This window comes from Enterobacteriaceae bacterium Kacie_13 (assembly GCA_013457415.1).
In the GTDB taxonomy this organism is placed as follows: Bacteria; Pseudomonadota; Gammaproteobacteria; order Enterobacterales; family Enterobacteriaceae; genus Rahnella.
Genome location: CP045665.1, coordinates 392,837 through 407,827 on the forward strand (window position 1 = coordinate 392,837; position 14,991 = coordinate 407,827).

A 14,991-nucleotide genomic window follows, 5' to 3' on the forward strand; every position below is an offset into this window, starting at 1 on the left:
TTACACTGATGTAAGTTGCTTTACACGATTGGCGGTAAAGAAAGTGAAAACCACCCAGCTCGTCGCATACCTTGAATCTATCTTCGGTTTTAGCACCACATTTATAGAAATTAAACTTAATGTTTCCTTTAACTTGCAGGAAGCATTTCGTTTCTACGAATTGGGAATCCAAGTCCCCGGTGAAGAGCCTCTAACCTTGCTGGCAGCTGTGCAGCGTGATGACGAGTATCCGGGGATTGTCGCGCTTCGAAAACGCCTTTCTGTCATTGAAAAAACCACCGGTCAGGTCGTCGTCTACGTTAGTGAAAGTCTGAGTCTGGCTGAACGCCGCAGCCTGATTGCTCATCACATCAATTTTATTGCTATCAGGAAACAGTTCTTTGTTCCTGAACTGGCAATGGATTTGCGTGAAGCGTTTCGTAGCAGGAAAAAAAGTATCGGTGAAGACAACGATTTCTCACCGGCCACCCAGGCCATGCTAATCCAGTTTTTATTTGATAAATCTCTTGATGAACCTGATGCCATTTACACGGCAGAAAAGTTGATGGGTAAATACAAGTACAGCCGAGTGACGCTTTCCAAAGCTATTTCTGAACTTACCGGATCTGGGCTTCTGACCTTAACAGAAAAGCGAGATTTTTCGACCCGTTTCTATTCGCTGAATATGTCTCGAACGGAAATCTTTCAAAGAGCATTGGCGAAGATGCGTAGCCCGGTCAAAAAGACCGTTTGGATTAATAAAATACCGCCACTGGAGGAGGGGATTTGCCTCGCCGGAGATAGCGCTTTGGCTGAATATACAATGCTGGCAGGTGTTGCCAGGCCGGTGTTTGCGATGACTCAAAAAGTATTTTCCGCGCTGCTAAAAAATGGAAAAATTGAGGAAGTGACTCATGTGGATGAAGCCATGGCGATGGTTGAGATCTGGACCTATCAGAGCCCTAAAGCGTCTTCGCATATCGTTGATGAAATATCGCTTTATCTGACTTTGAAAGATAATCAGGACGAACGCGTCCAACTGGCTCTGAGTGAATTTAAGGAAAAATACTCATGGATGACATTAGGGGATTAAAATTATTTGGCGAGCATTTTAAAGACCATCAGGATCAATATGTTCTCATAGGTGGCGTCGCGTCCTGGATCACCATGGATGAGGCAGGTGAAGATTTCCGGGTGACAAAAGATCTTGATATCGTTCTTATCATCGAGACCCTTACCCCAGCTTTTGTGGGTCTGTTTTGGGAATTTATCAAGTCTGGCAACTACGAGATCCGTCAGACGGGTGAAGGAAAACCTATTTTCTATCGATTTCAGAAGCCGGCAAACGCCAGTTTCCCCGTCCAGATTGAACTCTTCTCACGCTCTCCTGAAGGAATTCAACATCCGGAAGACGCGCAGATTACCCGGATACCAAACGATGAAGGTGTCTCCAGCCTCTCCGCGATTCTGCTCGATGAAGACTATTATGCATTCCTCAGGGCAGGGCTTCAGCGTACGGAGTTACTCTCGTATATCGGTGCAGATCGTTTAATTCCTTTTAAAATGAATGCGTGGCTGGATCTTTCAGGCCGTAAGGAAGCAGGAGAACAAATTGATTCAAGGGTGGTGAGTAAGCATCGCAATGATGTTATCCGCTTATCAGGTCAGTTGACAGGACGCACGGTCGCCATTCCCGAAAGTATTCGTGCAGACATGGAGCGTTTTCTCAAGCGATTGCCTGATGAGAACATCGACTTGAAATCGCTGAATATGCGCGGTTCTTTGGAGAATGTGATCACCCGAATCAGAACCGGTTTTGGGCTGTAAGACCGGAAAATAAAATGCGGCAGATATTCCACTGAAAACTAAAAGGCCCTCCCAATCGGGAAGGCCTTTTGCGTAGTGATTAAGCGGTTTTCTTCGCCTGCTGACGATGGCGTTTCAGCAGCGGTTTCAGGAAGCGGGCGGTGTACGATTCTTTGCACTCCGCCACGGTTTCCGGCGTACCGGCGACCAGAATTTGCCCGCCGCCCGCGCCGCCTTCCGGCCCGAGATCGACAATCCAGTCCGCGGTTTTAATCACGTCCAGATTGTGTTCAATCACCACAATGGTGTTGCCCTGATCGCGCAGCTGATGCAGCACTTCCAGCAATTGCTGAATATCAGCAAAGTGCAGGCCGGTGGTCGGTTCGTCAAGAATATACAGTGTCTGACCGGTGCCGCGTTTGGAAAGCTCTCGCGCCAGTTTCACACGCTGGGCTTCACCGCCGGACAGCGTGGTCGCTGACTGGCCGAGGCAGATATAGGTCAGGCCAACGTCGATCAGCGTCTGCAGTTTACGCGCCAGTGCAGGCACCGCATCGAAGAATTCACGGGCTTCTTCGATGGTCATTTCCAGCACTTCGTGAATGCTCTTGCCTTTATATTTTACTTCCAGCGTTTCGCGGTTATAGCGTTTACCACGGCACTGGTCGCATGGCACATAAATGTCCGGCAGGAAGTGCATTTCCACTTTGATCACGCCGTCGCCCTGACAGGCTTCGCAGCGGCCACCTTTGACGTTGAAGCTGAAACGCCCAGGCGTATAGCCGCGTGAACGAGATTCCGGCACGCCGGCAAACAGTTCACGAACCGGCGTGAAAATGCCGGTGTAGGTCGCCGGGTTAGATCGCGGCGTACGGCCAATCGGGCTCTGGTCGATATCGATAACTTTATCGAAATGCCCCAGACCTTCAATTTCACGGTATGGCGCCGCTTCGGCCAGCGTTGCGCCGTTCAGTTCGCGCTGAGCCAGCGGGAACAGCGTGTCGTTGATAAGCGTTGATTTGCCTGAACCGGACACACCGGTGATGCAGGTGAACAGCCCTACCGGCAGCGTCAGCGTCACGTCTTTCAGGTTGTTGCCCTTGGCACCGGAGAGTTTCAGCACTTTGGTGGCATCGGCAGGCACGCGCTGGGCGGGCACTGAGATCTCACGTTTGCCGCTGAGGAACTGGCCGGTCAGGGAATCTTCCTGCGCCATGATATCGTCGGCTGTACCTTCGGCAACCACACGGCCACCGTGAACCCCCGCGCCCGGACCGATATCAATGATATGGTCAGCGGCGCGGATCGCGTCTTCATCATGTTCCACCACGATCACGGTATTCCCGAGATCACGCAGGTGGATGAGCGTTTCAAGCAGACGTTCGTTGTCGCGCTGATGCAGGCCGATAGATGGCTCATCCAGTACGTACATGACGCCCACCAGCCCGGCGCCGATCTGGCTCGCCAGACGGATACGCTGTGCTTCGCCGCCGGAAAGCGTTTCTGCTGAACGGGAAAGCGAAAGATAATTCAGGCCGACGTTCACCAGGAATTTCAGACGATCGCCGATCTCCTTTAGCACTTTCTCGGCGATTTGCGCGCGCTGACCGCTGAGTTTCATATTGCGGAAGAAATCCATCGCATGGCCGATGCTGAAATCAGAGATTTCCGGCAGCGTGGTTTCTTCAACAAATACGTTACGCGCTTCTTCCCGCAGACGTGTGCCTTTACAAGATGCGCACGAACGGTTGCTGATGTATTTCGACAGCTCTTCACGCACCGCGCTGGATTCCGTCTCTTTATAACGGCGCTCCATATTGTGCAGCACGCCTTCGAACGGATGACGTCGAATCGACGTATCACCACGATCGTTAATGTATTTGAATTCTATGGTGGTTTTGCCGGAACCGTGCAGGATGGCGTTTTTCACGTCACTGCTCAGTTCGTTGTAAGGCGCTTCCACATCAAAATCATAATGCTCGCCGAGAGAGCGCAACATCTGGAAATAATAGAAGTTACGGCGATCCCAGCCCCGGATTGCGCCACCGGCCAGTGAAAGCTCCGGGTTCTGTACTACGCGTTCCGGATCGAAGAACTGCTGCACGCCCAGACCGTCACAGGTCTGGCAGGCACCGGCCGGGTTGTTGAACGAGAACATGCGTGGTTCGAGCTCGCTCATACTGTAGCCACAAATCGGGCAGGCGAAGTTCGCCGAGAACAACATTTCCGGTGCTTTCGGGTCATCCATATCGGCGACCACGGCGGTACCGCCGGAGAGCTCCAGTGCGGTTTCGAAGGACTCCGCCAGGCGCTGTTGTAAATCCTCGCGTACTTTAAAGCGGTCAACCACGACTTCGATGGTGTGTTTTTTCTGCAGTTCCAGCTTCGGCGGATCAGACAGATCGCAGACCTCGCCGTCGATACGCGCACGGATATAGCCCTGCGAGGCCAGATTTTCCAGCGTTTTGGTGTGCTCACCTTTACGGTCTTTGATGATCGTGGCAAGCAGCATCAGACGCTGGCCTTCCGGCTGCGCCAGCACGTTGTCCACCATCTGGCTTACGGTCTGAGCTGACAGCGGAACATTATGATCCGGGCAGCGCGGTTCTCCCACTCGGGCAAACAGCAGACGCAGGTAGTCGTGGATTTCCGTGATGGTCCCGACGGTTGAACGCGGGTTGTGCGATGTGGATTTTTGCTCAATCGAAATCGCCGGAGACAGACCTTCAATGTGGTCGACGTCCGGTTTTTCCATTAAGGATAAAAACTGGCGTGCATAGGCAGACAGCGACTCAACGTAGCGGCGCTGGCCTTCGGCATACAGTGTATCGAACGCCAGAGAGGACTTGCCAGATCCCGATAAGCCGGTGACAACAATCAGTTTGTCGCGCGGGATAATCAGGTTGATATTCTTGAGATTATGGGTGCGTGCGCCCCGAACTTCGATCTTATCCATTCATCATTCCCGGATTAACTTGATAGCTCACCGTGCCGGTGACCGTCGGAAAATGTTGCATCGCGCCGGTCAGCGAATCGGGCACAGAGAAGAACGTAACGCGCAATTATGACACAAATCACAGTCTATGCCACCCCGAAACCTGAATGTATATCCAGTACTCGATGTAACAGCGGAACGTTTGCTGAACAATCTGGAAAGAATGCCGCAACCTTAGACATCCATGGTACGAAGGTATCGTTTTATGGTTATAATGCTGCAAAGTGTGACCTTCCACACCTCGGATTGTGGTTTCAACCACGACATACATCATCAGGAGAATCCACATGGCCAGCAGAGGCGTAAACAAAGTTATTCTCGTCGGTAATCTCGGACAAGATCCAGAAATCCGCTACATGCCAAACGGCGGCGCAGTGGCTAACATGACACTGGCGACTTCCGAAAGCTGGCGTGACAAAGCCACCGGCGAGCAGAAAGAAAAAACGGAATGGCACCGCGTAGTGTTGTTCGGCAAATTGGCCGAAGTTGCCGGTGAATATCTGAAGAAAGGTTCTCAGGTTTACATCGAAGGTGCACTGCAAACCCGCAAATGGACCGATCAGGCTGGCGTTGAAAAATACACCACCGAAGTCGTCGTTAACGTAGGCGGCACCATGCAGATGCTCGGCGGTCGTGCAAGCGGCGGCGGCGCGCCAGCAGGTGGCGGTCAGGCAGCAGGCGGCGGCCAGCAGGGCGGTTGGGGTCAGCCTCAGCAGCCACAAGGCGGTAACCAGTTCAGCGGCGGCCAGCAGGCTCGTCCGGCTGCGCAAAACAACGCGCCAGCACAGAACAACGAACCACCAATGGATTTCGACGACGATATCCCGTTCTAGCGTTTACCAGAGAGTAGATTTTGTAAAAAATTACAAAATACTCATTTAAAATTAGAACATTAATTGAAACTTACGAATAGATATTATAAATATTCGTAAGTTTTTTTTGTCTTTAAATCCGGTTATGAACTACCTTGTAAGATTGTTAAGGGGGTTCAGATGAATATTAAACGATTCCCGTTTAATTCAGGTGAAAACTACTCCATTTTTTTTGGTGATGATTTATTGCCCATGTATTATCCCAATCTGTTTGTAACCCTTTATCATTGTAATCGCTCTGATACTGCTAACACCTGTTATAAAGAATTTGAACATATTAAACTCTTTTATGAAATTATGGATATTCTTGATATCAACATCGAGGATAGATGTAAGCGGGGAGCATTTCTCGAGAGGAATGAGGTGGAGGGAATAACTGGACTGGCTAAGTATCGTAGTGCAATATTAAAAGAAGTGAATTTTACATTTCTTCTTAATTCTCTGAGAAAGAAAATGCCATCGTCAGGTAAAACAGAAGGAGCAAGATTTTCTCCCGTCATTAATAAAGAGAATTTAGTATCATCCAAAACATCTTATAACCGGTTGACTACATTTTCTAATTATATTGGATGGCTTGCAAACATGCTATTCCATTCAAAGCAGGCTGATACAAAACATATTTTTATGGTGCTGAGGCCGAAACGCAAGGAAAGAATAAACCTTATTGATAACCATGCAGTGAAAGTGGTCGATCTTTTGGATAAGCACAGTACAAAAATTCCTCTTGAAAATAACGAATATAATGACGACTATCGATCATTATCCGAAAACTATTTAGCTCAGGTTTTTCGGGGGGATTACCGAACCAACCCGCCTTCTGGCGGTTTTTTCGTTTACAGAGCAAGAAATTACTCGCAGAGCAAAAAGGATCTCAGGAAGATCCTTCCGGTGCTGTACTGGATTCGCGATCCACATCCGCAGGCCACTGAACCGTTTTAAACGGCGTCCAGTCGCGGGGCTTGTCAGGATACACCGGCGCAGTCGGTACCGGTTTTTTCTCCATGTAGTGACGGCAGAAACTCCATAAGCCCCCCGCGGTATCCGTTCCGCCAACGGTCCAGGTCAGAATAAAGCGATCCACCACCTCCAGTGTGCCGGGTTTGCAGACCGCGCAGTAGATACGGTGTCCCCAGTCAGCATGCCCCCGCATCATCACCCACTCGCCGTGAATGTCGGCCCAGTCAAACACCTTAATCACAGGATGCCAGCGCTTCCAGGGTAAGAAGCTTTTCTTGAATTCGTAAACATAGACTTTCTGCCGCTTACGATTGAAACGGACAGGTGCGCCACGAGGTTCAAATAAAATCATTTTTAGGAAGTATGTAAAAAACGACAATGAAAAGAATGTACTAGTACCAAAAACAAGCCATCCTCGCATGTCTGATATAACACCCGGCAAAGTAAGAAAATAAACACTAATAAATAGCGGTAGGGCGGATAAAATTATCATTGGCCACATCCCTCCCCAGCCAAAATTCACATAACGCGGGATCTCCATCCAGACATCGTTAAGCTCATTCCGCCAAATCAGTTTCGGCGGAAAACCGCAGTCTTCCGCACGATCAGGTAAATCGCCACTCCAGTTCTTCACCGGGGGGGTTAAGCGCGGACGATACCGCGCTTCGCGTTCTGTCTGTTTCTCCAGCCGCCGTTTAATCTTGCCCATAATCTGTCATCCCTCGTTATCAACAAGATCCTTCCGGTGCTGTACTGGATTCGCGATCCACATCCGCAGGCCACTGAACCGTTTTAAACGGCGTCCAGTCGCGGGGCTTGTCAGGATACACCGGCGCAGTCGGTACCGGTTTTTTCTCCATGTAGTGACGGCAGAAACTCCATAAGCCCCCCGCGGTATCCGTTCCGCCAACGGTCCAGGTCAGAATAAAGCGATCCACCACCTCCAGTGTGCCGGGTTTGCAGACCGCGCAGTAGATACGGTGTCCCCAGTCAGCATGCCCCCGCATCATCACCCACTCGCCGTGAATGTCGGCCCAGTCAAACACCTTAATCACAGGATGCCAGCGCTTCCAGGGTAAGAAGCTTTTCTTGAATTCGTAAACATAGACTTTCTGCCGCTTACGATTGAAACGGACAGGTGCGCCACGAGGTTCAAACAGAACTGATTTGAGGGTATAGATGAAAAATGATAATGAGACAGCAATACCAATGCCAAATAAAAATAATGCTGCTGTATAAGAAGCAACTCCAGGTTGGAATACAAAAAAAAGAAAAAAGATCGGGACGATGGCGGGTAAAAGCGATAATGGCCACATCCCTCCCCAACCAAAATTCACATAACGCGGGATCTCCATCCATACATCGTTAAGCTCATTCCGCCAAATCAGTTTCGGCGGAAAACCGCAGTCTTCTGCACGCTCAGGTAAATCGCCACTCCAGTTCTTCACCGGGGGGGTTAAGCGCGGACGATACCGCGCTTCGCGTTCTGTCTGTTTCTCGAGCCGCCGTTTAATCTTGCCCATAATCTGTCATCCCTCGTTATCAACAAGATCATTCCGGTGCTGTACTGGATTCGCTATCCACATCCGCAGGCCACTGAACCGTTTTAAACGGCGTCCAGTCGCGGGGCTTGTCAGGATACACCGGCGCAGTCGGTACCGGTTTTTTCTCCATGTAGTGACGGCAGAAACTCCATAAGCCCCCCGCGGTATCCGTTCCGCCAACGGTCCAGGTCAGAATAAAGCGATCCACCACCTCCAGTGTGCCGGGTTTGCAGACCGCGCAGTAGATACGGTGTCCCCAGTCAGCATGCCCCCGCATCATCACCCACTCGCCGTGAATGTCGGCCCAGTCAAACACCTTAATCACAGGATGCCAGCGCTTCCAGGGTAAGAAGCTTTTCTTGAATTCGTAAACATAGACTTTCTGCCGCTTACGATTGAAACGGACAGGTGCGCCACGAGGTTCAAAAAGAAGAGATTTTAATTGGTATATGGCAAAGGACGATGAAATCAATATGCCAATGCTTAACGCTAATAATCCGGGAGGGTAGGTAATCATACCAGGCTGTAATATGCAGATAATTAAAGAAATCGGAACGATGAATGGTAAAAATGACGCTGGCCACATCCCTCCCCAACCAAAATTCACATAACGCGGGATCTCCATCCATACATCGTTGAGCTCATTCCGCCAAATCAGTTTCGGCGGAAAACCGCAGTCTTCCGCACGCTCAGGTAAATCGCCACTCCAGTTCTTCACCGGGGGGGTTAAGCGCGGACGATACCGCGCTTCGCGTTCTGTCTGTTTCTCGAGCCGCCGTTTAATCTTGCCCATAATCTGTCATCCCTGTGTCGCGCTGATCGTCATGCCCAGTTTGTTGTCCGGGTCCTGGCTGTCCGGCCAGTATGCCGTACTCAGTGTGACCTCAGGGGTACTGCCGGCTGGAACCCAGACGCTGACCATCAGACTCAGGCACCAGGGGCCTTTTTCCTCACCATCATCGCCCATCACACCGTCACGCCGCCATTCGTGTCTGTAATATCCTTCCGGGCCACTGTGCTGATAATGATCCCCGGTCCCCGGCGCATTATCTGATTCAGAGAACAGTGTCTTTCCATTCCCGGTAAGCTGTACCGACCAGCCGCCGCTTCCGTCCACCCAGCCCGGCATACTCACCCGGAAGTCCACCCGCCGGTAATCCATCCCCTTCACTGTCGGGTTCCCGGTCAGGATATCCACGTCTGACGCAAAGGCCACATCGGCCACCATCCCGCCGGCTATCGCCCGAATTTCCATCAAAGCCTCGCCCATATCTTCCAGGCTGTCGGTATGCCACACCGGCAGGGCATCGACTGCCCCGTTAGGGATACCAAAACAGGTCCGCCGCAGCCAGATTTCAAACGCTGTACTCCGCAACTCGCTGGCCTCATACGCCAGCGCCATGCCCGACAGCAGCAGCAGGGTCGCTAGGCCCACCGGACCCAGCCCCATAAAACTGAAACTTTCCGTTCCCAGTAAGGCAAAAATCCCTCGAATACCATAAACAACGGAAATAACGCCACCAACGCCCATTGCCCCCCCAGCCAGGTCGTAGGCAATAGCTGCTGCTTTATCCCCTTGTCCCCAGGAATTCACCCCATGATAAATATTTCTAACACCATCAATGACCGCCGCTATCCCTCCCAGCACTCCGCCAAATCTCACCAGCGGCGGCACCTGCTGTGCTTCACTTAGCACCACCCAGTTCAGTTTCACCGCCAGCTTTGAGGCAAACCCGGACACTTCAGACATCCCCTCAATGAACAACAGCGTAGTAATGGCGGTATCCGCCGCTGCGTCTACGCTGGTCCCGACAGACTGCCGTAACTCCTCCCCCAGATGCTGCATATTTCCCACCTGCAGCGCCATCAGCCCCGCCCCCATAATCAGACCAAAACCGTCCCCGCTGAGCATGCGCATGGTCCGTTCATTCAGCTTTGCTATCTGCGCATAGCTGGCACGGAATATCGGATCTTTCAGCTCCTTGCCCTGCAGCGACATATCCGAAATAAAGACGTCATCGAGTTCATTCAGCACCGGCAGGTTCCCGGACGTGGTGCCGGCGTGGTTCAGCTGCGGGAAGACCCTCTGGATTTCATCCGTTGTTCCCGGGATGCTGAACTCCACCCGGACCGGGGTATCCTGCATTTTTCCGTGTATTCCCATCAGCTCATCCACCAACAGGCCGCTACCGCCCCGTGCAGGCGCCTTCAGGTCGAGCTGCTCGCTGATTACCTCAAAGGTGGCGTTATTTTTCGACACCATCTGACGCAGGACCGCATCATATTTCAGCCGGCGCTTCAGCTTCCGCAGCGTGGTATGCCACGTCACCACCACTGTGGACTCCCCGGCCGTCAGCATCGCGCCCTGTGTCATGGCCATATAACCTTTGCGGGTGGCAGCTGACACTGTCATTCCCGGCCGGCTGAGCGAGCCGCTCAGCGCCACCAGGCGGGTGGCAAACCCTCGCTGAATAGCGGAGTTTTTCAGGATACTGCCGAACTCATCCGCGGTGGTGCCCGTTTTTAAGTCGCCGTAAACGTTGGCACCACTGAACAGAGTTCCCATCAGCGAGGTCTGCATCCCGGTAAAACCGAGGTACGCCGGCGACGTGGCGGTATTCAGCCACTGCTCACGCCAGACCTTATCGGTCGCCTCACTCATCGCTCCCCCCTGCACACAGGCCGCCACGGTCAGCATCTGCCAGGCCCAGCCAGAAGCACAGCTCTCCGGGGCATAATCCTGCTCTATCACCCTTCGCCATAATTCATGCTGATACCAGGCCGCCAGGTCTTTATCTATTGCCGTAAAGAGTTTCATCGGTGTGGTGAAATGGCTGTCGAAATCCTGCGCAAATGCCGCTCTGGCCGGTTCATCATAGCTCTCCAGGAGCCGGGCATACTGGCGGGCAAAGGTCTCCTCTGCCACCTGCGTTTTAGGAATGGTGACCGGACCATAGCCTCCTATTGCCGGCCCGGCAGATTCATTCCGCGGCTGGCTGCTTTCCTCAATGCCTTTTTTTATCACCCCGAGATACCAGGTGATGGCCTTCGATATCGCGTGCTTATGGAATACGCAGGGTTCTTCGATATATTCGTTCGCTTCTTCCAGCAACATCAGTCGCCCGACATTCAGCTCCTGCACCACCCCCACCACATCATCCACCGGCACGGCCGTCACCGGACATTTGTACTGGTCAGTGAGCTGGTTGACGTAGTTGCTCAGGGCGTGGAGTTTGATGGGGTGCTTGCGGGAATAAAAACCGTGCGCGCCGCCTTTGACGTTACCCCCGACCGTCGCCGTATTGGGGAAAAATTCCGTCGCATACTCCGCCACATTTTGGGTCAGCGCCGACAGGGAGGTGTCCACCACCAGAGCGCCTTCCGCCGTTACCTTGCCCTCTTTACTGACGGTGAGTCTGGTAAAGCGACTGGCCGGACGGTCGCCGCTCTGGTATCCCTTCAGCACCTCAGGACTCCAGGCATCACTGCTGAACGCCAGCCAGACCGTTCTGTCCTTGTAGTTGTCGATATGCAGGAAGCTGCATTTGATATCATGATGAGCCTGCCGGCAGCGCGCTGACAACGGAATTACCGTACCGCCTTCAGGCATTTCATTCGCATTGAAATAACGCAGACAGCCATCCGCCGTCACTTCATAACCTTCCCAGACGCTGTTATCGAGCAGGACGTACAGATAGCCCATGCGCAGGGTGCGCAGGCCGTATTTGAATGCACCGCCGGTCAGTTCAACATCCTGCTTCGGAACAGCGGGATGCCAGTCGGTTCTCACCGTATGATTCAGCATCACAGCCACTCGCAGTGGCAGAATGGGCACGCCCTTTCGCTCGCACGCTTTGCAGCCCGATGGTCCGGCCGCCGCCTGCTGAGCCGCCGCCGCAATTTCCATGGCCAGCGCTTTCATGGCCTGTGCTTCTGTGTCCATTCAGAATATCCCTTACTCTTTATGCTGTTTATTGCCACATCATACACCGTCCGGGACTTAACTAAAATTTCCTCAATTGCCGCAATAGGTTACCGCACGGCCGGGCCGTGGCCGCCGGTGAATACCGGGATCACTGGCCGAAAACATCGGAATACGCAATTAACGCATGGTGGAATGCAGAAAGTTAAAAAATGGATATTTATTGCCTACCTGAAAGCACTGTGCATAAGAGGCACGTCAGTGCCAGAATAAGTTGCGATAACCGATTTCACCAGATACCCGCTCCCCTCAGAGGTGACGTATCTGGTTTTTGTTGCCGCAATCCGGCAACACAATTATAAGCTCTTAAAGGGGCTTAACATGAACTGTCCAACTTTATGGGGTCAGTCCACCCGCGAGGGGCTTTTTAGTTTCTGGGTTTACTTCTTTCTGAATATCAAACTTTCCCAACAGCCCCAAAGACCAGCCTGCCCTGATGGAACGTTGCTTTAACCTCTGACACCCGCGCAACGGCTTCCGCTGAGCAGCTGGCGTCGACCAGGATCATTTCGGCGCTATCGTTGATGGCAGGCCACTGGCGCTGACCGGCGTCGTCGAGTGGCAGAACGTTGCCGGTGGCGATGGCGAGAGAGCGCGTAAGGCCAAATTCGTCGGAGTTGCCGTAGAGCTGGGCGTACAGGCTGGCTTTTTCCAACATGCTGCCGGTGCCGAACGGTGACCAGTGGTCGATCACGCTGTCGGTGCCAGTCATAACGAAGACACCTTTTTGGCTCAGCTGTGGCAGCGGCATGTTCAGTTTTCCAAGCGGGATGGTGGAGGCGACGGTGAACTGCTGTTCGGAAAGCCCCGCGATCACTTCTTCAAGTTCTTTGCCCTGCATCATCGCCAGCGCGAAACCGTGGCTGAGCGTCACTTTGCCTTTCAGTTGCGGGTTTTTCTCCACGGTCTGAATCATGTATTTGACCGCAGCGATCCCAGCTGGTGTGGTTTCATGCAGATGAATATCCACACCTTTCTGGGTATCGAGCGCAATCTGGAACATCGCGTCCAGCGATTTTTCCATCGCACCGTCGACGTTGGTCGGATCCAGACCGCCAACGTACTGCACGCCCATCTGCATTGCTTCGCGCATCAGGCCATCGACTTTGGAATGCAGTAAACCGTGCTGTGGAAATGCCACGATTTCACAGCTGAAATCTTGCTGATGTTTTTCCAGCGCTATTTTCAGATGTTCGAGGCTTTTCAGACCGCTAACCGGATCGATATTGCAGTGGCTGCGCGCCACAGTGGTGCCTTTGGAATGCAACAGGCCGATGATCGCCTCGGCGTGTTCGACCGACGTCGGCAACAGTTTTGGGATCAGCACTTGCTCGCGGGCAATCATATCCATGATCGTTTTGCCCTTGCGCGGGCGCGGCGCTTCCCATTTGCCGCCGTAAAACGTTTTATCGAGGTGAATATGCATGTCGCGCGTGGCGGGAAGCAGAAGTAATCCTTTGGCATCAAAGGCTGGCAACATGCCGGGCGATGCGCCGTTGGTGGGCTGAATAGCAACGATCTTGCCGTTATTGATCTCCAAATTGTACAGCCCGGTCCGCGTGCCGATGATCATATCGCCTTCGCGCTCAAACCCTTCTTCCAGCCTGACATTACGCAGCAGGTAGTGAGGCGTGGATATTGTGGTTATCTGGCCGGTGTTTTCGCATTTTTCTTGTTTTTCACCCGCGCCGAGAGTAGACGCCGAGGCCATACCGGTGGCCAGCAGCGCGCTGGTGGCGGTGATTTTGGCGCTGTGAGAGAGAAAGTTTCTGCGACTTTGTTGCTGAGGATTTTGCACGTCGAATTCCTTAATCATGATGCTCAGAGGATGCTGCTTTTCCCATCACCCTAAAATATCCCGCCGGTTCCGGCTGCGATATTTGCCACTGCCAGCCAGTGGAAAACGCAATGGCTAGCTGAGCTGGCAAAATATCCGTAATTTTTCGGCAAGCGCTATCTGTGCAGGGGTGGCGTCGGGGCGATAAAACAGCGCCAGTTCGACGTTATCGATTGGCGGCAATCCGTTCTCAGCACCCAAAATTCGATGCTCCGGCAGGCGGCAGCTGGCGGGCAATAGCGTAACACCCAGTCCGGCGGCGCTTGCGGCGACCAGCGCAGCAAGGCTGGCGCTGCTGTAGCTTATTCGCCAGCTGCGCCCGATGGCGTCCAGCGCCTGACACAGTTCGTCGCGATACAGCGCATTGAGCGGAAACAGCACCAACGGCACCGGATCGCGCTCAAACGCCGGAAACTCTGCGCTGTCGAGCCACAGCATCGGCTCGGGGCGCGACGCGTTGGCTTTCTCGCCGGTCAGTTGCTTCACCAGAATGATATCCAGCATGTCCTGCTGCCACGCGCGCCTCAGCTCGTGGCTCAGCCCGCTGGTGACGTCGAGCCGGATATGCGGATGCTCGCGGCAAAATTGCGCCAGCAGTGAAGTGGTAGCAGCGGCAAAATCTTCTGGCACGCCGAGGCGGACTACGCCGTCACGCCACTGATCGCTCAGGGCATCATGTGCCTCGCCGTTGAGCGCGATAATACGGCGCGCGTAGCCAAGCAGCCGTTCACCTTCTTCGGTGAGTTGTACCTGATGCGACGTGCGCTCTAATAACGGTTTACCGAGCGCCTCTTCCAGGCGGCGGATTTGCTGGCTGACCGTCGATTGCGATAAATAGACGCGATCGGCGGCACGGGTAAAGCTGCCTGTCTCGCAGACGGCGACAAAACTGAGTAACTGCTGAGGGCTGAACATCGGATAGCGATTCATTTCATCACTACTTCTGGTTACGGTATTTAAAATATGAATAGATTGGAGAGTATCAACCTTCGCCCTCGCGCACCAGACTGGTTCATTGC

General features: G+C 52.8%; 11 protein-coding genes. 4 read left to right on the forward strand and 7 right to left on the reverse strand.

What is annotated here, in order from left to right:
* Positions 1 to 43 precede the first annotated feature (43 nt).
* Both GE278_01770 and GE278_01775 read left to right on the forward strand, forming a co-directional pair.
* Positions 44 to 1,072 (forward strand): hypothetical protein, encoded by a 1,029-nt coding sequence (locus GE278_01770; protein ID QLK59581.1) that lies wholly within the window; start codon positions 44 to 46, stop codon positions 1,070 to 1,072.
* Positions 1,051 to 1,806: a hypothetical protein gene (locus GE278_01775; GenBank protein ID QLK59582.1), complete on the forward strand. Its 756-nt coding sequence runs from the start codon at positions 1,051 to 1,053 to the stop codon at positions 1,804 to 1,806. Before GE278_01770 ends, GE278_01775 begins: the two co-directional genes overlap by 22 nt.
* Positions 1,807 to 1,885: 79 nt before the next feature.
* On the opposite strand, the gene uvrA is transcribed toward GE278_01775, so the two are convergent.
* Positions 1,886 to 4,741, reverse strand: a complete 2,856-nt coding sequence (uvrA, locus tag GE278_01780) for an excinuclease ABC subunit UvrA (protein QLK59583.1) — start codon at positions 4,739 to 4,741, stop codon at positions 1,886 to 1,888.
* Positions 4,742 to 5,067: 326 nt separating this feature from the next.
* On the opposite strand from uvrA, the gene ssb reads away from it, so the two are divergent.
* Together ssb and GE278_01790 are read left to right on the forward strand one after the other, a co-directional pair.
* Complete coding sequence (ssb, locus tag GE278_01785; protein QLK59584.1) at positions 5,068 to 5,613, forward strand: single-stranded DNA-binding protein; 546 nt, start codon at positions 5,068 to 5,070, stop codon at positions 5,611 to 5,613.
* Between the two features lie 159 nt (positions 5,614 to 5,772).
* Complete coding sequence (locus GE278_01790) at positions 5,773 to 6,591, forward strand: hypothetical protein (GenBank protein ID QLK59585.1); 819 nt, start codon at positions 5,773 to 5,775, stop codon at positions 6,589 to 6,591.
* Here the strand turns inward: GE278_01790 and GE278_01795 are convergent.
* The 6 genes from GE278_01795 to GE278_01820 form a co-directional block, all read right to left on the reverse strand.
* Complete coding sequence (locus tag GE278_01795; protein ID QLK59586.1) at positions 6,524 to 7,318, reverse strand: hypothetical protein; 795 nt, start codon at positions 7,316 to 7,318, stop codon at positions 6,524 to 6,526. The genes GE278_01790 and GE278_01795 overlap by 68 nt on opposite strands.
* 19 nt (positions 7,319 to 7,337) lie before the next feature.
* The gene (locus GE278_01800; GenBank protein ID QLK59587.1) at positions 7,338 to 8,132 is read right to left on the reverse strand and encodes a hypothetical protein; all 795 of its coding nucleotides are present in this window, start codon (positions 8,130 to 8,132) and stop codon (positions 7,338 to 7,340) included.
* A gap of 28 nt (positions 8,133 to 8,160) precedes the next feature.
* Complete coding sequence (locus tag GE278_01805) at positions 8,161 to 8,946, reverse strand: hypothetical protein (GenBank protein QLK59588.1); 786 nt, start codon at positions 8,944 to 8,946, stop codon at positions 8,161 to 8,163.
* Between the two features lie 6 nt (positions 8,947 to 8,952).
* Positions 8,953 to 12,096 carry a hypothetical protein gene (locus tag GE278_01810; GenBank protein ID QLK59589.1) on the reverse strand — a complete coding sequence of 1,048 codons (3,144 nt, stop codon included), beginning with the start codon at positions 12,094 to 12,096 and terminating at the stop codon, positions 8,953 to 8,955.
* Positions 12,097 to 12,532: 436 nt separating this feature from the next.
* A complete protein-coding gene (locus tag GE278_01815) occupies positions 12,533 to 13,951 on the reverse strand; it encodes a deaminase (GenBank protein ID QLK59590.1) in 1,419 nt (472 codons plus the stop codon).
* A gap of 96 nt (positions 13,952 to 14,047) precedes the next feature.
* A complete protein-coding gene (locus tag GE278_01820; protein ID QLK59591.1) occupies positions 14,048 to 14,902 on the reverse strand; it encodes a LysR family transcriptional regulator in 855 nt (284 codons plus the stop codon).
* Positions 14,903 to 14,991 lie beyond the last annotated feature (89 nt).